21 protein-coding genes are annotated in these 23,865 nt (G+C 65.5%); 8 read left to right on the top strand and 13 right to left on the bottom strand.

The window, feature by feature from the left end:
- Window positions 1–18: 18 nt before the first annotated feature.
- The 3 genes from JW897_RS18420 to JW897_RS18410 form a co-directional block, all read right to left on the bottom strand.
- A complete protein-coding gene (locus JW897_RS18420) occupies window positions 19–1,839 on the bottom strand; it encodes a methyl-accepting chemotaxis protein (protein WP_205467204.1) in 1,821 nt (606 codons plus the stop codon).
- A gap of 198 nt (window positions 1,840–2,037) precedes the next feature.
- The gene (locus tag JW897_RS18415; RefSeq protein ID WP_275899879.1) at window positions 2,038–2,637 is read right to left on the bottom strand and encodes a methyltransferase domain-containing protein; all 600 of its coding nucleotides are present in this window, start codon (window positions 2,635–2,637) and stop codon (window positions 2,038–2,040) included.
- 9 nt (window positions 2,638–2,646) lie between these two features.
- Window positions 2,647–3,039, bottom strand: a complete 393-nt coding sequence (locus tag JW897_RS18410; RefSeq protein ID WP_205467202.1) for a DUF1289 domain-containing protein — start codon at window positions 3,037–3,039, stop codon at window positions 2,647–2,649.
- Between the two features lie 95 nt (window positions 3,040–3,134).
- Between JW897_RS18410 and JW897_RS18405 the strand changes: the two genes are divergently transcribed.
- On the top strand, window positions 3,135–3,386 hold the full coding sequence (locus tag JW897_RS18405; RefSeq protein ID WP_048414946.1) for a hypothetical protein: 252 nt from the start codon (window positions 3,135–3,137) through the stop codon (window positions 3,384–3,386).
- 51 nt (window positions 3,387–3,437) lie between these two features.
- On the opposite strand, the gene JW897_RS18400 is transcribed toward JW897_RS18405, so the two are convergent.
- Both JW897_RS18400 and JW897_RS18395 read right to left on the bottom strand, forming a co-directional pair.
- Window positions 3,438–4,727 (bottom strand): NAD(P)/FAD-dependent oxidoreductase, encoded by a 1,290-nt coding sequence (locus JW897_RS18400; protein ID WP_205467201.1) that lies wholly within the window; start codon window positions 4,725–4,727, stop codon window positions 3,438–3,440.
- Between the two features lie 131 nt (window positions 4,728–4,858).
- Complete coding sequence (locus tag JW897_RS18395) at window positions 4,859–6,037, bottom strand: ABC transporter ATP-binding protein (protein WP_205467200.1); 1,179 nt, start codon at window positions 6,035–6,037, stop codon at window positions 4,859–4,861.
- A gap of 660 nt (window positions 6,038–6,697) precedes the next feature.
- On the opposite strand from JW897_RS18395, the gene JW897_RS18390 reads away from it, so the two are divergent.
- From JW897_RS18390 to sbcB, 3 genes are all read left to right on the top strand, one after another.
- Entirely contained in the window at window positions 6,698–7,486 is a 789-nt protein-coding gene (locus JW897_RS18390) for an alpha/beta fold hydrolase (protein WP_205467199.1), read from the top strand.
- Window positions 7,487–7,517: 31 nt separating this feature from the next.
- Complete coding sequence (locus JW897_RS18385) at window positions 7,518–8,306, top strand: enoyl-CoA hydratase-related protein (RefSeq protein WP_118266735.1); 789 nt, start codon at window positions 7,518–7,520, stop codon at window positions 8,304–8,306.
- An 88-nt stretch (window positions 8,307–8,394) separates the two neighbouring features.
- A complete protein-coding gene (gene sbcB / locus JW897_RS18380; RefSeq protein WP_205467198.1) occupies window positions 8,395–9,810 on the top strand; it encodes an exodeoxyribonuclease I in 1,416 nt (471 codons plus the stop codon).
- Window positions 9,811–10,165: 355 nt separating this feature from the next.
- Here the strand turns inward: sbcB and JW897_RS18375 are convergent, their stop codons facing one another.
- From JW897_RS18375 to JW897_RS18365, 3 genes are all read right to left on the bottom strand, one after another.
- Window positions 10,166–10,441, bottom strand: a complete 276-nt coding sequence (locus JW897_RS18375) for a hypothetical protein (RefSeq protein WP_048414951.1) — start codon at window positions 10,439–10,441, stop codon at window positions 10,166–10,168.
- Window positions 10,438–11,481 carry a DMT family transporter gene (locus tag JW897_RS18370; protein ID WP_205467197.1) on the bottom strand — a complete coding sequence of 348 codons (1,044 nt, stop codon included), beginning with the start codon at window positions 11,479–11,481 and terminating at the stop codon, window positions 10,438–10,440. Before JW897_RS18370 ends, JW897_RS18375 begins: the two co-directional genes overlap by 4 nt.
- Before the next feature lie 223 nt (window positions 11,482–11,704).
- Window positions 11,705–13,513 (bottom strand): PAS domain-containing protein, encoded by a 1,809-nt coding sequence (locus JW897_RS18365; protein WP_205467196.1) that lies wholly within the window; start codon window positions 13,511–13,513, stop codon window positions 11,705–11,707.
- Window positions 13,514–13,838: 325 nt separating this feature from the next.
- On the opposite strand from JW897_RS18365, the gene JW897_RS18360 reads away from it, so the two are divergent.
- The 4 genes from JW897_RS18360 (at window position 13,839) to miaA (ending at window position 18,386) form a co-directional block, all read left to right on the top strand.
- Window positions 13,839–15,308 (top strand): aldehyde dehydrogenase family protein, encoded by a 1,470-nt coding sequence (locus JW897_RS18360; RefSeq protein ID WP_205467195.1) that lies wholly within the window; start codon window positions 13,839–13,841, stop codon window positions 15,306–15,308.
- 49 nt (window positions 15,309–15,357) lie between these two features.
- Window positions 15,358–17,055 (top strand): choline dehydrogenase, encoded by a 1,698-nt coding sequence (gene betA, locus JW897_RS18355; protein ID WP_048414954.1) that lies wholly within the window; start codon window positions 15,358–15,360, stop codon window positions 17,053–17,055.
- A 22-nt stretch (window positions 17,056–17,077) separates the two neighbouring features.
- Entirely contained in the window at window positions 17,078–17,338 is a 261-nt protein-coding gene (locus JW897_RS18350; RefSeq protein WP_048414955.1) for a CBU_0592 family membrane protein, read from the top strand.
- 70 nt (window positions 17,339–17,408) lie between these two features.
- Window positions 17,409–18,386 (top strand): tRNA (adenosine(37)-N6)-dimethylallyltransferase MiaA, encoded by a 978-nt coding sequence (gene miaA / locus JW897_RS18345; RefSeq protein ID WP_205467194.1) that lies wholly within the window; start codon window positions 17,409–17,411, stop codon window positions 18,384–18,386.
- A gap of 4 nt (window positions 18,387–18,390) precedes the next feature.
- Here the strand turns inward: miaA and JW897_RS18340 are convergent, their stop codons facing one another.
- The 5 genes from JW897_RS18340 to JW897_RS18320 all read right to left on the bottom strand — a co-directional run bounded on the left by JW897_RS18340 (window position 18,391) and on the right by JW897_RS18320 (window position 23,728).
- On the bottom strand, window positions 18,391–19,608 hold the full coding sequence (locus tag JW897_RS18340) for a M23 family metallopeptidase (RefSeq protein ID WP_205467193.1): 1,218 nt from the start codon (window positions 19,606–19,608) through the stop codon (window positions 18,391–18,393).
- Window positions 19,609–19,797: 189 nt separating this feature from the next.
- Window positions 19,798–20,145: a RidA family protein gene (locus JW897_RS18335; protein WP_048414958.1), complete on the bottom strand. Its 348-nt coding sequence runs from the start codon at window positions 20,143–20,145 to the stop codon at window positions 19,798–19,800.
- A gap of 57 nt (window positions 20,146–20,202) precedes the next feature.
- Complete coding sequence (locus tag JW897_RS18330) at window positions 20,203–21,348, bottom strand: trans-sulfuration enzyme family protein (protein WP_205467192.1); 1,146 nt, start codon at window positions 21,346–21,348, stop codon at window positions 20,203–20,205.
- 60 nt (window positions 21,349–21,408) lie between these two features.
- Window positions 21,409–22,785 (bottom strand): pyridoxal-phosphate dependent enzyme, encoded by a 1,377-nt coding sequence (locus tag JW897_RS18325; RefSeq protein ID WP_205467191.1) that lies wholly within the window; start codon window positions 22,783–22,785, stop codon window positions 21,409–21,411.
- A gap of 79 nt (window positions 22,786–22,864) precedes the next feature.
- Window positions 22,865–23,728 (bottom strand): class I SAM-dependent methyltransferase, encoded by an 864-nt coding sequence (locus JW897_RS18320; RefSeq protein WP_231589297.1) that lies wholly within the window; start codon window positions 23,726–23,728, stop codon window positions 22,865–22,867.
- Window positions 23,729–23,865: the final 137 nt, after the last annotated feature.

The raw sequence follows: 23,865 nt of genomic DNA, 5'->3' as shown, positions 1-23,865 counted from the left end.
CTTCCGTCCGGCAACACCTCAGTTCCTGCCGGCTCCGCGCCCAAGCGACTCCAGCAGCTGCTCCGGGTTGAAGCCCAGGCGGAAACCGCCCCAATGCTTGCCGGACAGCATGATGGGCAACACCACTTCCGACAGCACTTCCCCGGTATCGCGGGTATAGGTCTGCAACAGGAAGGACTGGGTGCTGCGCGCCGCGCGCAGTCCGGCGCCATCGGCGAACTTGCGCTTGTCGCGGCTGTTGACCAGATCCCTGGCTGGATCCCCGCTCAAGGGCTGGCTATACCAGCTGTTGTGCGTCGGCGCGTAGCCATTGGTGTCCACCGCAAGACAGAACACCCCGCCGGGCACGGACTTGGCGGCGCGGTCGTACACCGGCTGCATCAGTTTTTCCAGTTTGGCGTCGTACTGAGTGCGGAATTTGGCCGGCTTGGCGCCGGCGATGGGCTGGTAGTTCTGATCGAACAGCGCCACGCCCGCGGCCAGTTGCGCGGCCATGACGGTTTGCAGCTCATCGCGCGCCTCGCGGGCCGTTTGCATGATCTGGTCGAACTCGCCTTCGCCCAGGATGAAGCGCGCCACCAGCTGCTGCACCTGCTCCGCCGCGCCGGACAGCTTGGTGGCAGAGTCTTCGGTATGATTCAGACGGTCCGTCACCCGGTGGCCCAGTTCGTGAATCTCCGCCACGTGCAGATTGACCTGGCCGTTGGAGGCGACGAACTCCGACATGGTGGCGGCGATCTGGCTGAGGCTGTTCGCCGTGGTTTCGAAGTCCCCCATCATCTTGCTGAAGTGCTCGGACGCCTTGGAAACGATTTCGCGCGCCGACTTGGTGTCCTCGGTGATCTGCGCAGTTTCCACCTGGGTTTCCGACACCAGCCCCAGCATGCCGTCTATATTGTGCGAAATCTCGTCGGTGGCTTTTTTGACCCGCTCGGCCAGCTTGCGCACCTCATCGGCCACCACCGCGAAACCGCGGCCGGTTTCGCCGGCGCGCGCCGCTTCGATCGCCGCGTTCAGGGCCAGCAGATTGGTTTGCTCGGACACATCCTTGATCAGGTCGACAATGGTCTTGATGCTGGAAGAGCGCTGGCTCAGGTCATCCACCGTATGGTTGAAATGGCCCACCTTCTGATTGATGTCGTAGATGCTCTCCGCCACGGACTTGAGTTCGGCGTAGGACTCCCGCGCCACATCCAGATTGGCCAGCGTAGTGGCCGAAATGGCCTGGGTCTGCTCGGTGACCTGACCCACGCCTTCGGTGCTCTGATCGCTGGCCGCGCGGACCTGGGTCGCCAGCTGATCCTGTTTCCGCGCGCCGTCCAGCGATTCGACCACGTTCTTGCGGGTGCGCGCCGAATCCATCGCGATCCGCACCGTCATCAGCCGCACATTGCTGATGATCTCGCGCATTTTCAGCAGAAAGCGGTTATACGACAGCGACAATTCGCGGATCTCATCATGGGTGATGGTGGGAATGTCTCGGGACAGATCCCCCTCGCCGGCGCCGATTTCATTGAAAATCCGGATAATCATTTTCAGCGGCCTGACGATGAGAAAACGCAAATACCAGACCATGAAGGCGATGAAGGCGACGCTGACCACCCACAGCGCCATCGTCCAAAACAACGCGCCGTCTATGCTGGATTCGATATTGGCCAACACCTGGGGCGAAGCCACCTGCCCTTTCAAGGAGTTCCGTATGTCTTCCAACACATAATAGACATAGGCCACCATGCCCAGTTGAAACACGCTGATGAAAAAGAAACTGCACAATTTCTTGGTCAACGTATCCCAGAACGTCTTTTCCACCAGGGTATACACGCGCCAGAACCACTGCATGACTTCTCCTCTTGCTCCGCAATCCCGTTCAGCGGCTGATGCGGCTCCCGCGCCATACTGCGCTTGGGCCCGCCCGTCGCTGTTATCTAGAATTATTGTTGTTTATTGACTTCAATCAGCCATCCTAAGCGATGGCGGCCTTGTTTTTGGAATAGTTGGCGGACTATTGATTATCGTCAAACGACCAATGCCAATGTATTACAAATCCTCGTTTTCGTGTTGCCTTCTCCACACCATCCAGTATTCCTGGCCGCCGAACACCGCCACGCCGTCTTGCTGCGGATCGCAGCTCTCCAACACGAAAGCCGGCTCCAGCAGGGCGCTCAAGGCCGACATGCTCAGGCCGAACGGCGGGCCGCGCGGCGTATCCGCGATGAAGAACACGCCCGCCAGCGCGCCGCCGGGGCGCAGCAAGCGCGCCATCTGCTGCGCGTAGCGAGCATGCAGACGAGGCGGCAGCGCGCAGAGAAAGGCCCGCTCGAACACGGCGTCGAACGGGGGCGTCTCTTCGACGGCGAAAAAATCCGCCTGCCGGATATGGGCGGCCGCCTGCGGCCATTGCCCGCGCGCGATCGCCACCGCCTGCGCGCTGAAATCGATGGCCAGCACCTGATGGCCGCAGTCCAGCAGCAAGGGCAAATCTCCGGCGCTGCCGCAGCCGGGAAGCAAGATCCGGCCAGCCGGCTGGCGCTGAAAAAATGCCAGGACCTCGGGACTCATTCGCGCGCCCTCCCACGGCGTCACGCCATCGCGATAACGCACATCCCAAAACTCGGTCAAAGAACTGTCCTGCGCCATCTCTCCCCCCTAGTTATGCTCGATCCCCGCCTGCTCGCGCAGGAAGGCGGCGACCTGAGCCGGGCTCCAGCCGGCGCAATCGCGCTGGCAAACCGTCCCCGCTTCCGCCCGCCAACGCAGGCAGTCCCCCTCCATGCGGAACCACAAAGGCAGGCAGGGCACGCTCATCCACTCGCCGTCCTGGCCTTGATGAAGCTCAGGCAGGCAGGCGAATACCGCCGCGATCTTCAATCCGCGCTGACGCGACGGCAGTTGCAGCCACACCCGCTCCCGCTCCTCCGCGTCCATGAAGCACCAATTCGAGATCTCATCGAAACTGCGCGCGCAGCCGCGGCAGATATCGTCGCCCACCGCGGTGGAACACACGGCGATGCAAGGCGAATCAGGCCGTTCCTTCGTCATGCCCTGGCCCCTGAAACAATAATGTCATATTTCTTGACGCACCAAACTAAAGTGTCAGATAAATGAATAGTCATAAAAATAAAATATCCGCTGTCATGACCCGCAACGAAACCTTGATTTTCCGCACGCTGCGCCTGCTGCAGACCATGCACATCCAATATCTGGACGAGCGCAAACTGTTTCTGGCGCTCTCGCGCGAATCCGGCGGCGAATACAGCGCGGCCGACGTCCACGAACACCTAGTCTACATGCAGCAAAACGGCTTGCTCAAACCCGTCCGCACCGCGGACAACCATACCGCCTACGCGCTGGATTGGGGCGGCTACGATTATCTGGACGCCTCCTGAAAAACAAAAGGGCAGCGCGAAGGCTGCCCGTGGCCCGCGACGCGGCGGCGCTTATAAATAATCCCGCATCCGGAAGTAAGCCATGCCCAGCACCAAGGCCGGCGTGCGCAGCCATTTGCCGCCGGGGAAGTGATTATGGCGAATCTTGGCGAACAGGTCGAAGCGCGAAGCGTCGCCGGCCACCGCCTCCGCCGCCACCTTGCCGGCCAGGCCGGTGATGTTGACCCCATGGCCGGAAAAGCCCTGCAGATAATAGACATTGCCGTCCAGCCGACCAAAATCGGGCGCGCGGTTCACCGTGATGTCGCAGAAGCCGCCCCAGGCGTAGTCGATCTTGACGTCGGCCAGTTGCGGGAACACCCGCAGCATGTCGCTGCGCATGCCGGCCGCCAGATTGGCCGGCTCGCGGCCGGAATAGCTGACCTTGCCGCCGAACAGCAAGCGGTGGTCGGCGGACAGGCGATAGTAATCCAGCACGAAATTGGTGTCGCACACCGCCATATCGTTGGCGATCAGCGCCTCGGCCCGCTCCTTGCCCAAGGGTTCGGTGGCGATCACATAGGTGCCGGCCGGCATGATGCGCCGCTCCAGTTCCGGCACCAACGCGCCGATGTAGGAATTGCAGGCCAGCACCACCTGGGCGCAATTGACCACGCCCCGCTCGGTCGCCAGCTGCGGCCGCGCGCCCCGCGTCAGGCGCAGCGCCGGACTTTGCTCGTAAATGGCGACGCCCGCCTCGCGCGCGGCGCGGGCCAGACCCAAGGCGTAGTTCAAGGGATGAAGATGACCCGAGCGCGGATCGTACAAGCCGCCCTGGTAGCGGTCGCTGTCCAGGCGCGCGCGCAGTTCGGCCTTGTCCCACAACTGCATGCCGCCGTAGTCATAGACCTGAGCCGCCTCGCGCTGCCAGTCCTCCAGCTCCTGCATGTGCCGCGGCTTGACCGCCACGCTGACATAGCCGCGCCGCCAATCGCAGTCGATGCGGTGCCGGTTCACCCGCTGCTCGATGATGTCCACGGCCTCCACCGACATGTCCCACATCTGTTTGGCCAGGCCGTCGCCCAATTGCGCGCGCAGCGTGTCGACGCCGCAGGCGAAGCCGGCGATCACCTGCCCGCCGTTGCGCCCGGAAGCGCCGAAGCCTATCTGCGCGCCCTCCAGCAGCACGACGGAAAATCCGCGCTCCCGCAGGTTCAGCGCCGCCGACAAGCCCGCCAGCCCGCCGCCCACCACGCAGACATCGCAGTCGACGGCGCCTTGCAGCGCCGCCCCGGGCTCCCAGGGCAGAGCGGTGGCGGCGTAATAGGATGGCGCATGGGCTTGATGGGCAAAACGAAGCATGGAAACCTCTCATGAAAACGAATGATGCGGCGGCTGGATCAAGGGATGGACAAACGCGTCAAACCTTTCCTTTCGCGATGGAAGATGAAAAAACGGATGCCCGGCGGCGGGCATCCGCTTGCGGGCGCGCCTTAGCGGGTCAACACCACCGGAACATCCTGCCGCCAGCTGACGAACACCGCGTCGCCCCAGGTCGGCGCGGTTTCGCCCGCATCATACCAACGCGAAGACGGCACCACCGATTTGACGACTTTGCCGCTGGCCAGTTTCACGTGATAGATGGAATAACTGCCCAGATAGGCGATGTCCTCCACCACGCCGGCGGCGACGTTGGGGCCGGCCGGCAGCGGCTTGACGTCCAGCCGCACATCCTCCGGCCGGATGCTGGCCCAGACATGCATGCCCTTGGGGCCGGTAATCCCGTGGTCGATGCGGATGTCCCCGCCCAGCTCCGGCGAACGGACTTCGACCAGATCCGGCTCGTCCACCACCACCGCGCCCTCGAAGATATTGCTCTCGCCGATGAACTCGGCGGTGAAGCGACAGTTGGGGTAATCGTAAATTTCAGACGGAGTGCCCACCTGCAGCAAGGAGCCTTCGCTCATGATGCCGATGCGGCTGGCCATGGTCATCGCCTCCTCCTGATCATGGGTCACCATGATGCAGGTCACACCCACCTGCTCGATGGTGTTGACCAGCTCCAGCTGGGTCTGCTGGCGCAGCTTCTTGTCCAGAGCGCCCAAGGGCTCGTCCAGCAACAACAGCTTGGGCCGCTTGACCAGGCTGCGCGCCAGCGCCACGCGTTGCTGCTGGCCGCCGGACAGCTGATGAGGCTTGCGGTTGGCGTACTTGCGCATCTGCACCAGGTCCAGCATCTTGCCCACCCGCTCCGCGATCTCCTCCCGGGACACCTTGTCCTGCTTCAGGCCAAACGCCACGTTCTGCTCCACCGTCATGTGCGGAAACAGCGCGTAGCTCTGGAACATCATGTTCACCGGCCGCTCGTACGGCTGCAGGCCCTGCATGTCCTCGCCGTCCAGAATGATGCGGCCCGAAGTCGGCGCCTCCATCCCCGCCAGCATGCGCAACAGGGTTGACTTGCCGCAGCCGGAACTGCCGAGCAGGGCGAAGATTTCATTTCTGCGGATATCCAGATCGACATGATCCACCGCGACATGGTCGCCGAACTTTTTCAGCACGCCGGCAATGCGCAGATAAGCCTTGTCTGCGTCGGTCTGCGCCTCGGCGGCCTGGACGTTGTGGGCGGAAAAAGCGGCTTGGGCCGGTTTGGCGGCAACAGCTTGCGTCATTGAGTCGTTCCCTCTATTGCAGTCCCGCAGCGGCGCGGGCCGGCTGCGTCCGCCGCGCGGCTCTCGTCTCGAGGCGGCGCGGCAGCAATCGAATGTCTTGCTTGATGGTCGCGCCGGCCGGGACCCGCGCGCATGGATTCAAGAGTCCGTCCGGCTTCCCGCGCCGGCCGGAGGTCCCGCCGCGAGCGCGCGCGGCCATGCCGCCACCGCCTTGTCCGTTGCCAACATGATGTCTCCTCTGTGCGGCGCCGACGGCGGCCACGGCCGGGCGGCCGCGACGACGGCGGGCGCCTTTGTCGTTTTAGTCTTGAACAGAAGCCTATGCCACGTTTAATAAATTTGACAACATCTAGTGCAAGCGCTCTCGAAAAATTATCGCCGCTGTGGCGCGCGCGCCTCACCCCGGCGGACCGTCCAGACCTGTCAATCCGGCCGGTGCGCGCAAGAGCGTCTGCCACCGGCGTCCAATCTTCATTGTTTAATTCGTCAAACACTTGACCCTTATTCAGAGCTTGCCGGCCGACCGCGCCGGTCGCGCGTAGGCGCGGCCCCTTCCTCTTGCGCCCGCGTCGCCAGCAAATTGCCCCGCAAGCGCCGGCTCGCTCTAGAATGAAGCATGCATGTTGACGCCGCGCAACGCCTGACCAAAGGAACAACGCCATGCCCTATGCCGAAATCGCCGGACACAAGGTCTATTACGAACTCAGCGGACAGGGCGCCCAAGTGCTGGCGCTGTTCAACGGCATCACCATGTCCACCGCGGCCTGGGCCCTGCTGCAGCCGCAGCTGGAGCCGCATTTCCAGCTGTTGCGCTTCGATTTTCTCGGCCAGGGCCAAAGCGACCGCCCCGGCGGCGACAAATACCCGCTCAGCGAACAAGCCGACCTCGCCGCCGGGCTGTTGAATCATTTGGGCATTGCCGAGGTCTATCTCACCGGCTTGTCTTACGGCGGCATGGTGGCTCAGCATTTCGCCCACCGTCATCCCGAGCGCGTGTCGCGGCTGCTGCTGGCCGCCACGCTGGCCTGGGCCGACAGCGTCAACAACCATATCAGCGACAGCTGGATTGCGGCCAACCACAGCGGCGGGCTGGATTTGCGCTACGCGGTCAGCGTGCCCTGGCTGTTTTCCAGCCGTTTTCTGGCCAGCAACGTCGCCATGCTGGACGATATGAAGCTGATCGCCGGCATGGTGGATTGGGACGCGGTGATCCGTCTGATCGCCGGCGTCACCGAACACGACGCGCGCACCTGGCTGCACGAGCTGACCATGCCCTGCCATATACTGGTTGGCGACGAAGACCGCCTGACGCCCTTGTATCAAGCCGAGCTGCTGCGCGAACGGCTGCCCGGCGCGCAGCTGGAAATCCTGCCGGGCGCCGGCCATGTATTGCACATCGAGGCAGCGGACGCCTTTGTCCGCAGCATTATCCGTTTTGGCCACAGCTGAAACGCCCATCGTCTAGAACAAGGAGAACCGAATGACCGCCGAGTCCGTTTTGCTTGCCGTTGATCCAAAGGGAATCGCCACCGTCACCCTCAACCGCGCCGAGCTGCTGAACGCGCTGGACGACAGCAGCGTCGGCCTGCTGACCGCGATGCTGGAAACCCTGGCCGAAGACGCGAGCGTGCGCGCCGTGGTGCTGACCGGCAGCGGCATCAGCTTTTCCGCCGGCCACGACATCGACTGGATGCGGCGGATGGCCGGCTTCGGACGCGAAGAGCTGGAGCGCCACGCCCGCCTGCTGGCCAAGCTGCTGCGCACGCTGGACACCTTGCCCAAACCCACCATCGCCAAAATACAGGGATCCGCCTTCGGTCTGGGCGCGGGGCTGGTCGCCTGCTGCGACGTGTCCATCGCCAGCTCGGAAGCGCTGTTCAGCTTTTCCGACGTCAAGCTGGGCGTGATTCCCGCGCTGGTGGCGCCCTATATGGTCCGCGCCATCGGCGAACGCTCGACGCGCCGCTACTTCATGACCGCGGAACGCTTCAACGCCGGCAAGGCCAAGCGCCTGGGGCTGGTGCACCAGGTGGTGGAAAGCGATGAGCTGGACATGGCGGTGGACTTTCTGATCAACCATCTGCTGATCAACGGCCCGGCGGCGATGCTGGAGGCCAAGCGCCTGCTGGCCGACATCGCCGGCCTGGGCGTCGGGGAAGAGAGCATGGAACTCTGCATCCAGCGCATCGTCGCCATCCGCCTGAGCGAGGAAGGCCGCGAAGGCGTCCAGGCCATGCTGGAGACGCGCAAGCCCGCGTGGATGGATTAGGGCACGGCGGACGGACGAGAACGGCGCGGCTGGCCCCGCCGCGCCATGGATGCGACAATGCGGCCAACTTCACCGCATTGTTGCCGCCATGTCCAATCACAGCTTCTTCTGGCACGACTACGAAACCTTCGGCGCCGTGCCGCGCCAGGATCGTCCCTCGCAGTTCGCCGGCATCCGCACCGACGCCGAGCTCAATGAAATCGGCGAGCCGGTCATGCTCTACGCTCGGCCGGCGCCCGACTACCTGCCGTCCCCGGTGGCCTGCCTGCTGACCGGCATCACCCCGCAATGGTGCTTGCAACACGGCGTGGCCGAACACGAATTCGCCGCCGTGATCGAACGCGAGCTGGCGACGCCGGGCACCGTCGGCGTCGGCTACAACTCCATCCGCTTCGACGACGAAGTCACCCGCTTCCTGTTCTGGCGCAATCTGATGGACCCGTATGCGCGCGAATGGCAGAACCAATGCGGCCGCTGGGATTTGCTGGACCTGGTGCGCGCCACCTTCGCGCTGCGCCCGGAGGGCATCCAGTGGCCGCAACACGAAGACGGACGCCCCAGCTTCAAGCTGGAGCACCTGAGCGCCGCCAACGGCCTGGCGCACGAAGCCGCCCACGACGCGCTGTCCGACGTGCGCGCCACCATCGCGCTGGCGCGTCTGATCAAGCGGCATCAGCCCAAGCTGTTCGACTTCTATCTGTCGCTGCGCAAGAAAGACGCGGTCAAGGTCCAGCTCAGCCTTCACGACCCCAAGCCCGTGCTGCACGTTTCCGGCATGTACGGCGCCGAACGCGGCAATATGGCCGTGGTCTGGCCGCTGGCGGCCCACCCGTACAACGCCAACGAGGTCATCGTCTGGGATTTGTCCCACGACCCCCGCGAATTGCAGGGTCTGGGCCCGGACGACATTCGCGAACGCTTGTACACCCGCAGCGAAGACCTGCCGGAAGGCGTGCAGCGCTTGCCGCTCAAGACCGTGCACGTCAATAAATCGCCGTTCGTGGTCGCCAATCTCAAGGTGCTGAGCGCCGAACGCGCCGCGCACTGGGGGCTGGACATGGAACAAGTCCATCGCCACGCCGACTACGCCGGCGCGCTGCCGGACCTGACCCCGGTCTGGCGCAAGGTCTACAAACGCGAGGCCGGCGAGCCGCGCGACGTCGACGAGAATCTCTACGGCGGCTTCGTTTCCAACAACGACCGCAAAGTGCTGACCAAGCTGCGCCGCATGTCGGCCGACCAACTGGCCGGCGAGATGGCTTTCTTCGAAGACCCGCAACTGGCCGAACTCTTGTTCCGCTACCGCGCGCGCAACTTCCCGCGCTCCCTGTCCGGCGAGGAACAGCAGCGCTGGCAAACCTGGCGCCAGGCCAAGCTCAACGGCGGCCCCGGCCGGGATGTCCAGCAATTCCGCCACGAAATGGCGGAAGCCCGCGCCGGCGAACTGAGCGAACAGGCACAAGGAGTGCTGGCCCAACTGGAGGCCTACGCCGCGCAGCTGTAAAGCGGGTTCCAAGCCAGGGAGGCGCAAGGGCGAGACCAGCCCTTGCGGCTGAGAAAACGGAACGCGCGCTGCGGGCTTTTGCCTTCAGACCTATAGCGTCCTCACATAACGCCTGGCGATGAACAATGCCGCCAGGCTCAAACTCACGATCACAACCATCGCCAGCGTGGATGCGCCTTCATAACCCCAATACCCGGACATGTCCTTCTCCTTAGAACCTGTTTACGATCTGCTGCGCGTCGGTAGAGCGATTGTGCGATGGGCGCCGGCTTCGAAACGCTGATGTACCCCCTGTACATTCCGCTTTCTCAACCGTTTTCGCCTCGCTCTTGTCGGCGAGGCCGCCAACCGCTTCTCAGGCCAAACCGGTCTGACGCATGCGCTCCAGCCCGAAATCGCTGACGCGATAGTTGAACAACAGGCGCGCGCCCTCCTCCTGCCAGCGCTCGCACAGCGCCACCACCAGGCCGCTGGCGCTCAGATCCGCCAGGCAGGCCCGCACCATGCCCAGCCAATAGGCGTCTTCCGGCTTGCGGTACTCCCGGCAGATGCGCCGGGCCAGCTCCACGTCCCACAAGCCAGGCTGACGGGCCAACGCCTGCAGAATGAAGCCCTTGATGTGCACCTTCATGCTCCGCCCTCCACATTGCGCACCGCGCCCAGATCGCGCTCGCTGTCCGACACCATGACGAAACCGCCCAGAATCACCAGGGCCAGGCCAATCAGAAAATGCCACTCGGGAAAGTTCAAGGTGAACGCCGCGGTGAACAAGGTCGCGAACAGCGCGTAGAAAGCGCCTATCGCCTGGCCGCGGCCCACGCCGATCAAGGGGAAGGACTTGTACCAGGCCACCGCGCAGAAAGCGAAGCTGAGTCCGCCCACCGCCAGATAAAGCATGGGCCGCCACGACCACAGTTCGCCGGCCAGCGCATACACCGGCAAGGGGGTCAGCCAGGCCAGCGCCGGCAGAATCAGCAACACCCAATACAGCGCCTCGGCCAGATAGCGGATCGCCACCCCGCAATCGGGATCGGTCACATCCATCGCCCGTCCGACGATGGCGCCCTCCAGGCCCCAGCCCAGCGCCGCCAGCGCGCCGCCCAGATAACCCAGCCAGCGCGCGTCGCCTGCTCCGCTCAGATCGCCGGACAGGCCCGGCGCGTAAATCGCCGCCCCGCCCAGCACGATGACCGCGATGCCCAGCGCCGCGCGGGGGCCTATCCGCTCGCGATACCACAAACGCGCCAGCGCCGCGCCCACCACCGGATACAACAGGCCCGCCACCGCGGCAAACACCGCGCCGACATAACCCATCGCCAGATAAGAGCCGAAATTGGCCATCAGGCCGCCCAATACCGCGGCCAGGAAATACCATTTGGAAATGCCGCCGAAACGCCAGAGCGTGCGGAAGAAGTCGGCCAGCTTGCCCAGGGCCGCCAGCCACAATAATTGAAACGCCGCCACCAGGCAGGCGTGAAATGCAGTCAACACCGCGGTCGCCATCAGAAACCGCTCCGGCCGCCCGCCCGCCAGCCCGGCCAGCGGCGCCTCGTGCCACACCGCGGCGCCCGGCACGTACCACGCGCCCCATAGCACCGCCGCGCAAAGCGCCCAGCCATAACCCCAGCGGGCCCGGCGGCGAAGATACTGCTGTCTGTGCATGCTGTTCATAGCGCGTCGGCTCCTCTTATCGGACGCCGCCCGCACTTCGCGCGGCGCCCTGCTCTAGGTTCAAACGCAACAAGACTCGATCCATCCGCCTTGCCAGACGAGGAGTAAAAATTACCATAAGTTAATTTTTTTACCAATAGTAAATTTTCATCGCTCGCGCGAGCGCGCAAAAAAGCCCGCCGATAAGCGACGGGCTCTGTTCAAGCTTGGCGCACAGCCGGAATCAGCGCGGCCCCAGCGCCCCGATCAAGCGCTCCACCGCGCCGTCGCTTCCCCGCTGCGCCACCAGCGACAACACCAGCGGCAAAGTCTTGCCGCCGTCGCCATGCCACAGCACATCCAGCTGCGCGCGGCTGGAAATATTGAATATCGCCTCCAGGCTGGCCAGCCAGCCCTGCCGCGACGCGATGCGCAGACCGTCCAGCAGGCGCTGCTCGGCCGCCTCCTCCAGCGGCTCGCCGAACAACAGCCGCGCGGCCTGCGGCGACAAACGCAGCCGCCCGGCGGCGAGGTCCCACTCCCAGCTCGCCATGCCTATGGACTGCAGCGCCAGCTCGCTGCGTCGCCGGGCCTCCTCCAGCGAACGGCGCGCCGCGCGCCGCTCCGCCACCTCCTCCGCCACCGCGATCAAATGCCAGGGCTCCCCGCTCACGGGATGGCGGCTCAGCGAGACGCTGACATTCACCCAGACATGACCGCCCTGCTTGCGCAGCAGCCGCTTCTCCAGCGAAAAACTGGCCACCTCCCCGCTCAGCAGCCTATCCAGCCGCAACAGATTGTCTTCCAGGTCGTCGGGATGGGTCAGTTGCTGAAAGCTCATGCCCTCCATTTCCCCCGGCGCGTAGCCCGTCATCTCGGCCAGACGGCGGTTCACCTTGAGCCAACGCCCGTCCAGGCCCAGATGCGCCAATCCCAGCGCCGCCTGTTCGAAGATCTCGCGAAAACGCTCCTCGCTTTCGCTATAGGCCACCGCGGCCTGGCGGCTGTCGGTGACGTCCTGGGTCGCGCCTATCATCGCCTCCGCCCGCCCTTCCCCGTACAGGACCTCGCCCTCCTCGTGAATCTGGCGGCGGCGGCCGTCCGGCAACAGGATGCTGTACTCCACGCAATAGGGCTGGCGCTCGTCTATCGCCCGCCGGATGGCCTGATCGATGCGCTCCCTGTCCTCCGGCGCCATCGCGGCGAAGTAGCGCTCCATCGTCACTTTGAACGCCTGCGGCTGCCAGCCGAAAATCCGGTAGGCCTCGTCCGACCAGATGCAGTCGTCGTTGCGCACGTCCCAAAACCAGCTCCCCAGATGGGCGATGGACTGCGCCTTGTCCAGAATGGCCTGGCTCTGGCGCAGCGCCTGCTCCGCCAGGCAGCGCTGAGTGATGTCGAAGCTGACGCCTATCATCTTCACCGGCCTGCGGTCCGCGTCCGGCACGCAGGTGGCGCGCGAGGCGATCCAGCGCGTTTCGCCCGTCGGCCAGCGCACGCGGAACTCCGCCTCGTAAGCGGTGCCGGCGTTCAGACAGTCCTCCAGCCGGGCGCGCAGCCCCGACGCGTCGGCCGGATCCAGCGCCTGCCAGAAATCCGTCAACACGCGGACGGGCCGGCCGAACAACTGTTCGGCGTTGGCCGAATACGCCACCGCGTCGCTCAGGATGTTCCATTCCCAGGTGACGATGCCGGACACATTCTGCGCGAACTTCATCCGCGCCTCGCTTTCCATGATCTCGGCCAGATGCTTGCGGCGGATCTCCGTCAACTGCGCGTCCGTCGTCGTCGCCGTGGCCAGGTCCAGCACCGCCTGTTCGCCGTAGCGCAGCCAGATCCAGTTCACGCCCAGAAAATCCGCCAGCACCCGCAGCTTGCGGTATTCGATCTCTCCGCCGCGCGTCCATTTGTGCACGGCGGCGGACGACACGCCCAGGGCTTCCGCCACCTGTTTGAGCATGACGCGCTTGCGCCCCAGCACATCCTTCAGACGGACGGCGAAGGTTTCCTCCCCGGCGGGAGCAAGGGCTTGACTGACTTGATTTGGCGACACGGAACTGGTCGCGGCGACGGGCCGCGCCTCCTGGGTAATTGAATGCGAACAAGACGCGCGATGCGCGCGCGCCACAGCCTGCGGCTGTCGACCCGCCATGTTAACCCAGGCCGGAAAAATCCCGAAGCGAACCAAAAACGCCCGCGCCGCCGCGCCGCGGCCGGTCTCCGGCCAGGTTTGAGCGCAGGCGATATAGCAAAACCAAATCAAGCGCGCGCCGCCATAGCCGATTCCGGATTGCAGCCCATCGCGAATCGACACTACAATTAAACCAAAGGTAAATTAATTTACCAATAGTTAATTTCATCTCTTGCACGAGGCTGCCATGATCTCCACCCAGCTCTTCATCGATGGCCAATGGCGCGACGCCGCCAATCGGCAAACCCGCCCGATTCTCAACCCCTGCGACGAAAGCGCGATCGCCGCCGCCGCGGACGGCGACCGCGCCGACGCCCAGGCCGCCATCGCCGCCGCGCGCGCCGCTTTCGACCATGGTCCCTGGCGCGCCAGCACCAACCGTCAACGCAGCCGCCTGCTGCTGGACATCGCCCAATTGGTGGAGCGCGACAGCGAGGGCCTCGCCGCGCTGGAGACGCTGAACACCGGCAAGACTCTGAGCGAGAGCCGCACCGATATGGGCGACGTCGCCGCCACCTTCCGCTACTTCGCCGGCCTGGTCGCCACCGAGAGCGGCCAGGCCAACGCCGCGCCCGAGCATGTGATCAGCCGCACCTTGCACGAGCCGGTGGGCGTCTGCGGCCTGATCACCCCCTGGAACTACCCCTTGCTGCAAGCGGCCTGGAAGATCGCGCCGGCGCTGGGCGCCGGCAATTGCGTGGTGCTCAAGCCCAGCAGCCTGACCCCGCTCAGCAGCTGGCGCTTCACCCAGCTGCTGGCCGAGCTGGACTTGCCCACCGGCGTCTTCAATCTGGTCAGCGGCGGCGCCGAGGCGGGCGCCGAACTGGCGGAACACGTCGATGTCGATCTGCTGTCCTTCACCGGCGGCGCCCAGGCCGGGGCCAGCATCATGCGCGCCGCCAGCGGCAACTTCAAACGCATCGCCCTGGAGCTGGGCGGCAAGAACCCCAACATCGTCTGCGCCGACTCCGACCTCGACGCCGCCGTCGACTACGCACTGAACGCCGCCTTCTTCCACGCCGGCCAGGTCTGCTCGGCCGGCTCGCGGCTGTTGCTGCAAGACGAGATCCACGACGACTTCGTGCAGCGGCTGGCGGCACGGCTGCCGCGCATCGTCGTCGGCCCCGGTCAGCAGCCGGACACCCAGATGGGGCCGGTGCAGTCGGCCCAGCAGCACGACAAGATCCTGAGCCTGATCGCCGCCGGGGTGGAGGAAGGCGCCCGCCTGGTCTACGGCGGCGGCCGCCCGGACGGCGAGCGCTACCGCCGCGGCTACTGGCTGCAGCCCACCTTGCTGGCCGACGTCCGCGCCGACATGCTCATCGCCAAGGAAGAGATCTTCGGCCCGGTCATCACCGTGGAGCGCTTCCGCGACGAGGCCGAGGCCTTGCGCCTGGCCAACGACACCCCTTACGGCCTAGCGGCGGCGGTGTGGACGCGGGACCTGGCGCGCGCCAACCGCATGAGCCGCGCGCTGCGCTTCGGCACCGTCTGGGTCAACGACTACCACCCCTACTTCCCGGAAGCGCCGTGGGGCGGCTTCAAAGCCAGCGGCATCGGCCGCGAGCTGTCGCGCATCGGCCTGGACGAGTACACCGAGCTCAAGCACAGCTACATCAATCTGGCGCCCAAGCCCATGGGATGGTTCGGCGCCTGAAGCTCCATTCGTCCAGCCCCGCCATCGTTCACGTCCGAGGAGAAACAAGATGAACACCACTCAGGAATACGACTACATCATCGTCGGCGCCGGCTCCGCCGGCGGCGTGCTAGCGGCGCGGCTGAGCGAGGACAGCGACGTCAGCGTGCTGCTGCTGGAGGCCGGCGGCCCGGACTGGCGGCTGGACTGGCGCACCCAGATGCCGGCGGCGTTGGCCTACCCCCTGCAAGGCAGCACCTATAACTGGGCCTACCAGACCGAGCCGGAGCCGCATATGGGCGGACGCCGCATGGCCCAGGCGCGCGGCAAGGGCCTGGGCGGCTCCTCGTTGATCAACGGCATGGTCTATATCCGCGGCAACGCGCTGGACTATCAGGGCTGGGCCGAGCTGCCCGGACTCAGCGACTGGAGCTACGCCGACTGCCTGCCCTATTTCCGCAAGGCGGAAACCTATGACAAGGGCGCCGACGACTATCACGGCGGCGACGGGCCGCTGCACGTCACCACGCCCAAGGCCGACGTCAGCCCCCTGTTCGAAGCCTTCATTCAAGCCGGCGAACAAGCCGGCTACGCGCGCACCGACGACCTGAACGGCTACCGTCAGGAAGGCTTCGGCCCGATGGACCGCACCACCACCGCCCGGGGACGGCGCTGCAGCGTGTCGCTGGCCTACCTGGACGCCGCCCGCGAGCGCGCCAACCTTTCAGTAAAAACCCGCGCGCTGGCGGACCGCGTCCTGTTCGACGGCGCGCGCGCCGTCGGCGTGCAATACCTGCAGGGCGGCCGCAGCCAGCGCGCCCGCGCCTTGCGCGAAGTCATCGTCTGCAACGGCGCGATCGCCTCGCCGCAATTGCTGCTGCGCTCCGGCGTCGGCGACGCCGCCGAGCTCGGCCGCCACGACATCGCCGTCGCCGCCCACCTGCCCGGCGTCGGCGCCAATCTGCAGGATCACCTGGAAATGTATCTGCAGTACGAATGCCGGCGGCCGGTGTCCTTGTATCCGTCGCTGCGCTGGTGGAACAAGGCCCGCATCGGCGCCCAGTGGTATCTGGACGGCAGCGGTCTGGGCGCCAGCAATCACTTCGAGGCCGGCGGCTTCATCCGCAGCGACGAGCGCTTCGCCTTCCCCAATCTGCAATACCATTTCCTGCCGCTGGCGGTGAATTACGACGGCAGCCACGCCGTCAAGATGCACGGTTTCCAGTGCCATGTCGGCTCGATGCGCTCGCCCAGCGTCGGCCACGTCAAACTGGCCAGCCGCGACCCGCGCGACCCGCCGCGGCTGCAATTCAATTACATGGCCCACGACACCGACTGGCGGGAGTTCCGCGCCGCGGTGCGGCTGACGCGCGAGATCATCGGCCAGAACGCGCTCTCCGCCTTCCGCGGCCGGGAAATCCAGCCGGGCGACAAGGTGAGCAGCGACAGCGAGATCGACCGCTTCGTCCAAACCCATGCCGAAACCGCGCTGCACCCGTCCGGCAGCTGCAAGATGGGCGGCGCCGACGACCCGACGGCGGTGGTCGATCATCAGGGCCGCGTGCACGGCCTGTCCGGCCTGCGCGTGGTGGACGCGTCCATCATGCCGCGCATCGTCACCGGCAACCTGAACGCGCCCACCATCATGATGGCGGAAAAGATCGCCGACCAGATCCGCCAACGGCCGCCCTTGCCGCGCTCGGACGCGCCCTTCTACCAGGCCGGCCGCGAACCCGCCGCCGCCGACGCGCAAGCGCTGCCCTTGTAAATACCGCCCCGGGAGCTTCGCCATGTACGACCTCATCGGCCTGATCGGCGTCATCAGCTATCTGGGCGCTTATCTGGGCAGCCAGCTATTGGGCCTGCGCACCTCGGAGCCGCGCTATTTCGTCCTGAACCTGCTCGGTCCGGTCTGCATCCTGATATCGCTGTCCAATCACTTCAACCTGGCCTCCTTCGTCAACCAGTGCATGTGGTTCCTGATCACCGTGGGCGGCTGGTGGCGCGCCAGCCGGCGGCGGGCGCTGCCGGCGCCCGAGTCCGGCTCCTGAGCGCGGGGCGGGCTGTCCGGGCATAGGCCGCTTATGCGACAATCCATCGATTGAACCGCAAGACCCGCTCATGAACGACCTCCCGCACGCCATCCTGTTGATGGGCCCCACCGCCTCCGGCAAAACCGGCCTGGCGCTGGAACTGGCCCGCCATTTTCCGGTGGAAATCATCAGCGTGGACTCCGCGCTGGTCTATCGCGACATGGACATCGGCACCGCCAAGCCCAGCGCGGCCGAAATGGCGCAATGCCCGCATCACCTGATCGACATCATCAGCCCGCTGCACAGCTATTCCGCCGCCCAGTTCCACGCCGACGCCAACCGGCTGATCCGCGAAATCAACGGCCGCGGCCGGCTGCCCTTGCTGGTGGGCGGCACCATGCTCTATTACAAGGCCTTGCTGGAGGGTTTATCCGACCTGCCGCGCGCCGACGCCGCGCTGCGCGCTCAGTTGGACGCCGAGGCCGCCCAGGCCGGCTGGCCGGCGATGCACGCGCGGCTGGCGCAGCTGGACCCGGACACCGCCGCCCGCCTCAACCCCAATGATTCGCAACGCATCCACCGCGCGCTGGAGGTCTGCCTGCTCAGCGGCGAACCGATGTCGCGGCTGCTGGCGCGCGGCAAGGAGGCCGCGGCGGACTTCCGTCTACTGTCGCTGGGCCTGGTGCCGGCGGAGCGCGGCTGGCTGCACCAGCGCATCGCCCAGCGTTTCGAACTGATGCTGGAACAGGACTTCCTGGCCGAAGTGCGGCGCTTGCGCGCCGATTATCCGGCGCTGACGCTGGATCTGCCGTCGATGCGCTGCGTCGGCTACCGCCAGGCCTGGGAGTATCTGGACGGCGCCGGCGACGAGCAAAGCTTCATCGACAAGGGCGTCGCCGCCACTCGCCAGTTGGCCAAGCGCCAGCTGACCTGGATGCGCAGCCTGGACCTGGTGCCGGTCAACGCCCAGCAGCCCGGTCTGACCGAACAGCTGGGCGCCGCCGTCGCCGCCTTCCAGGCCGGCGAGCCTGTGCCCGCCGGCCTGCGTTTCGACGGCGCCTATTAATGGCTCACCACGGCCGGCTGGCCGACGCGCACAAAGGCACCACCGGCCCGTTGCTGCCGGTGTCGAGGAAGCCGTCGCTGATCCAGTCGCCGCCGCGGGTGCGGTTCCACACATCGGTGCGGCCCCACACCCCGTCCACCGCCTCGGCGCGCACATGGCATTGCAAAGCGACGCTTTCGCCGCGATTGACCGTGCCGGTGACGCCGGCGCTCAGGCTGGGCGCGCTGCGCAGATTCACCTTCCCCTCGCCCTGAGCCGGCGTCGCTACCCCGCTGGCGCCCGCTGGCGCGCCGCCGCCGTAATTGTTCAGCAGGCCGCCGACATTGACCCGCGTCCCGTTGCGCAAGGCGTAGCCCTGGTAGGCGCGGCTGCCGGCGAAGAACTGCCAGCCGCCGAACAGCTTGCCGTTCACCGGTTCGGCCCGGCCCTGATACAGCAGGGAGAAGTGCACGTGCGGGCCGGTGGTGCTGCCGCCGCATGGCAGGCCGTTGCCTATGGTGCCGAGATAAGCGCCCGGATTGACCCGGGTCCCGTCCGCCAGCGTGTTCAGATTGATCATGTGGTAGTAGGTGGACGAGAAGCCGTTGTCGTGCACCAGCTTGACCAGGCCGCTGCCGCCGCGCACGCAGCTCTTGTAGATCACCCCGGCCTGCGGCGCCAACACCCTGCCGTCGCCGCCGGCGAAGTCGATGGAATCGTAGGGCTGGCTTTCCCCGCTATAGCCGTGCGGGCCGCCGGTCATGCGCCAGGCCGCGCCCTGCCGCCACGGCAGGCCCAGGCCAGTGCTGTTGGGGACGAACGGCTGTCCGGGCTGAGCCAGCTGGCTGCGCCAGGCGCGGCGCTCGTCCGCGCTGAGCCAGTCCGCCGGCGCCAGGGTCAGCATCGCGGCGAAGCCCGGGTTGCCTTCCAGCTCCAGCGTCCAGCCCTGCGCGTCGCGGCGCGCCAGAAACAGCCGGGACACCGGCACATGGTCCATCGCCGCTATCGTCGTCATCACCGGCAGCGGCTGGGTCACCGACCCCAACACCCAAGCGCCGTCGGCGCTGTCGCGGTTGACCTCCACCAGCATGTCCAGCGCCGCCTCCCCCTTGGCCAGCGGCAAGATGGGCTGCAAGGCCTTGACCGCCGCCTGACGCAGCAGTGGTTCCGCTGGTTTCGACTCCGCCTGCGCGCCGCCGGCCAAGGCCGCCAACGCGGCCATCACTAAGGCTGCTTGTTTCATTTCGGGCTCCGTTTCTGGTTGGAAAAAACCAAAGCGACGCAATGACAATGACATTGCGCCGCGACCAATAGGGTTATAGAAACGCCCATCCTTATTTCCTGCTGGCCTTTGGCCCAGCAGACAGCCGGCTAAAATCGATAAAAAAAGCCCACGTCCAATGACGTGGGCGGCAGGCGGAGCGACGCGTTCTCAGCGTTCGGCCACCAGCTTGATCTCCACCTTCCAGGCCGGATTGGCCAGCTTGGCCTCCACCGTGGCGCGCGCCGGCACATGGCCGGCCGGCACCCAGGCGTCCCAGGCGGCGTTCATCGCGTCGTAGTCGGCGAGGCTGGCCAGGAAGATGGTGACGTCGACGATCTTGCTCTTGTCCGAACCCAGCTCCGCCAGCAGCGCGTCGATCTGGCCCAGCACGTTCTCGGTTTGCGCCTTGGCGTCGGCGTCGGTGTTTTCCGGCACCTGGCCGGCCAGGAAGACCAGGCCGCTGGTGACCACGGCTTCGGCCAGACGCGCGCCCTGCTTGTGACGATAAATGCTCATGCGGATTCCCCTTGGGTGAGTCGGATCAAGACCAAGATTCTAACCCGGCCGTGCCGGCTATTGCCATGCCTGGCGCAAGTCCTCGATCAGCGCCGCCTCGCCCTCTATGCCCACCGACAGGCGGATCAGATTATCGGCGATGCCCAACTCGCGCCGGCGCTCGAGCGGAATCGACGCATGCGTCATCGCCGCCGGCAGGCACACCAGGCTCTCCACTCCGCCCAGGCTTTCCGCCAGCGTGAACAGCTTCAGGCGCGCCAGCACCCGCCGCGTCTCCTCGGCGTCGCCTTTCAAATAGAAGGACACCACGCCGCCGAAACCCTGCATCTGCCTGCGCGCCAACTCATGCTGCGGATGGCTGGCCAGACCCGGATACAACACCCGCTCCACCTGCGGCTGGGCCTCCAGCCAACGCGCCACCGCCAGCGCGTTGCTGTTGTGGCGCTCCACCCGCAAGGCCAGCGTGCGCAGACCGCGCAGCACCAGAAAGCTGGCGAAGGGGTCCAGCACCGCGCCCACCGCGTTGTGCAGGAAGGCCAGCTGCTCGGCCAGCTCAGGCCGCTGGCGGCTGACCACCGCCGCGCCGGCGATCACGTCGGAATGGCCGTTCAGATACTTGGTGGCGGAATGCACGACGATGTCGAAGCCGAAAGCCAGCGGCCGTTGCACCACCGGCGAGGCGAAGGTGTTGTCCGCCACCGTGATCAGGCCGTGCCGCCGCCCCAGCTCGGCCACCGCCGCCAGGTCCACCAGCTGGTTCAAGGGGTTGGACGGCGTTTCCACCCAGATCATGCGGGTATTCGGCCGGATCGCCGCCCGCAAGGCGTCGAGGTCTTCCGAGGCCACATAGCTGATCTCCAGCTGCGCGCTTTGCTTGCGCACCCGTTCGAACAGCCGGTAAGTGCCGCCGTACAGATCATTGACCGCGATCAGATGACTGCCGGCCGGCAACAGCTCCAGCACCGTGGCGATGGCCGCCAGGCCGGAGGGGAAGGCGTAGCCGCGCGCGCCGTCCTCCAGCTCCGCCAGCGCGCGCTCCAGCGCCTCCCGCGTCGGGTTCTGCGAGCGGGAATACTCGTAGCCGCTGTGTTCGCCCGGCGCGTGCTGCCGATAGGTGGAGGTGGCGTAGATAGGCGGGATCACCGCGCCGAACGCATCCTGATGCAGGCCGGCGGTGATGGACAAAGTGTTGAAATCGGTCATCGCGTGTTCTCTCAATGCGAATGGCCGGCCCGGTTCGGGCCAGTCTGGGTTGGGGCGGGCTTAAATGGAGCGCGAGCGCGGCTGGCGGCGCCAGAACGCCAGCAGATCCGCCTGGGTGATCAGGCCCAGATAGCGTTCGCCGTCCACCATCAGGGCGACGTGGCCGTCGTTGAAAATATGCAGCAGATCCTGCAGCGAAGCGCGCGGCGACAGGGTTCGCACCTCGCTGGTCATCGCGCTGCGCACGTTCTGACGGAAGTTTTCCGGCTCGCCGTGAACCGACAACAACAGGTCCCACTCGTCCAGGATGCCGACCACCTTGTCGTCGGCCAGCACCGGCAACTGCGACACATCGTGCAGACGCATGCGCTGGTACACCACGTTCAAGGGCTCGTCCGGGTGGCAGGAGACGGTGCTGCCGTCGGCGTGGCGGCGCACGATCAGATCGGTCAGATCGCCCAGCCGCGGCAGTTCCACCAGGCCGTTGTCCACCAGCCAGTCGTCGTTGTACATCTTGGACAGATACTTGTTGCCGCTGTCGCACACCAGCGTCACCACGCGCTTAGGCTCGGTCTGGGCGCGGCAATAGCGCAAGGCCGCCGCCAGCAGCGCGCCGGACGAGGAACCGGCCAGAATGCCCTCCCGGCTCAGCAGCAGCCGGGCGCTGTCGAAGCTTTCCTGATCGCTGATGCGGTAGGCGCGCTTGACCAGACTGAAATCGGTCTGCGGCGGGATGAAGTCCTCGCCTATGCCTTCTATCAACCAGCTGCCGGCCTCGCCGTGGCGTCCGGTCTCGACGTGGTCGGCCAGCACCGAGCCCACCGGGTCCGCCAGCACGATTTCCACCTGCGGCGCCTCGCGGTTGAAGAAACGGGTCAGCCCGGTCAGCGTGCCGCTGGAGCCGACGCCCACCACCACCGCGTCCAGCTCATGGCGCGTCTGCTCCCAGATCTCCGGCCCGGTGCCGGTTTCATGCGCCAGCGGATTGGCCGGGTTGTTGAATTGGTCGATGTAGTAAGCGTCCGGCGTTTCCCTGGCGATGCGCGCGGCCAGGTCCTGGTAGTACTCCGGATGCCCCTTGCCCACGTCGGAACGGGTCAGCACCACTTCCGCGCCCAAGGCCTGCAGATGCAGAATTTTCTCCCGGCTCATCTTGTCCGGCACCACCAGCACCAGCCGGTAGCCTTTTTGCGCGGCCACCAGCGCCAGGCCCAGGCCGGTGTTGCCGGCGGTGGCCTCGACGATGGTGCCGCCCGGCTTCAGCTTGCCCTCGCGCTCGGCCGCGGCAATCATGGACAACGCCACCCGGTCCTTGATCGAACCGCCCGGATTGTGGCTTTCCAGTTTCAAATACAGCTCGCACAGGCCGGTGTCCAGATGCGCCACCTTCACCAGCGGCGTGTTGCCGATCAAGGACAAAACGGATTGGTCTTGCATATTGAAATCTCCTAGCTACAGCATATAAATATTGTTTTTAACAACTTGTAGTTATATCGAAAATAAAAAAAATGCCGCCTCACACCACGGCGGTGGCTTGCAGAAAACTATAGAAAAACACCAGCTCCGGATTGCTGCGCAACTGTCTCAGCTCCCGCGTCATCGCCGCCACCAAGGCGGCGTCCACCCGGCCCGCCTCGATCAGCTGATCCGCGGCCGACAGCAGCAATTCGGTCCAGTAATCCAGCACTTGCTGGCGGCGGTGCGGATCGCGGCTGTCCAGATGCCAGGTCTTGACCTGGGTTTCGACATGGCGGAAGCCCAGCCGCAGCAGCATATTGCCCAGCTTGGCGCCGACGAAGGGATCGCCGCCCACCGCCAGCTGATGGTCGTTGAAGGCCAGCCAGTATTGCTGCAGATGAGAGGAATACGGCGACAGGAAGAAGGAGGCGTTCATCGCCTCGGTGGCGTACAGCCGCGCGCCCGGCTTCAAGACGCGGCGCACCTCGGCCAGCACCCGCTCCGGCGACAGCACGTGTTCCAGCACCCAGCACAGAAAGGCTGCGTCGAAGCTGGCCGGCTGGAAATCCAGGTCCTCGGCGTCCATATGCAGCAGCCGGGCGCGGTCCTGCCACGGGCTGCCTTGCAGGCGCTGACGCGCCACCGCCAGCTGGCGCTGACTGAAGTCGACGCCGGTGACTTCCAGGTCGGGGTAACGCCGCAACAGGATCTCGGTCTGCGCGCCGACGCCGCACCCCACTTCCAGCAGTTGGCCGACGCCGGAGAAATCGATGTCCCGGTACACCACGGACTCGGAGAAGCGCGCCTGGCGCACCAGCCGCGCCTGCTCGGTGGCGGAAAAACCATGAATATAGGGCAGATCGCTCGCCCCCTCGGTCAATTGCAGTGTGGCCATGTCCATCTCGCAGAGTTGCATCAACATGGCCACATTATATTTCCAATTATTATTACAAATATAAATTTTATTTCTTATTTTTATATAAAAAACGAGTCTATCCGTCCGCTTCCTCCAGCCCGCGCGGACGCAAAAAAACCCGCAGCGCGCTGCGGGTTTTCATC

Origin of the sequence: Chromobacterium alkanivorans, assembly GCF_016937655.1 — a bacterium.
GTDB lineage: Bacteria > Pseudomonadota > Gammaproteobacteria > Burkholderiales > Chromobacteriaceae > Chromobacterium > Chromobacterium alkanivorans.
Note: the sequence above shows the minus strand (reverse complement) of the source record. Positions and strands in the feature narration are given on the sequence as shown.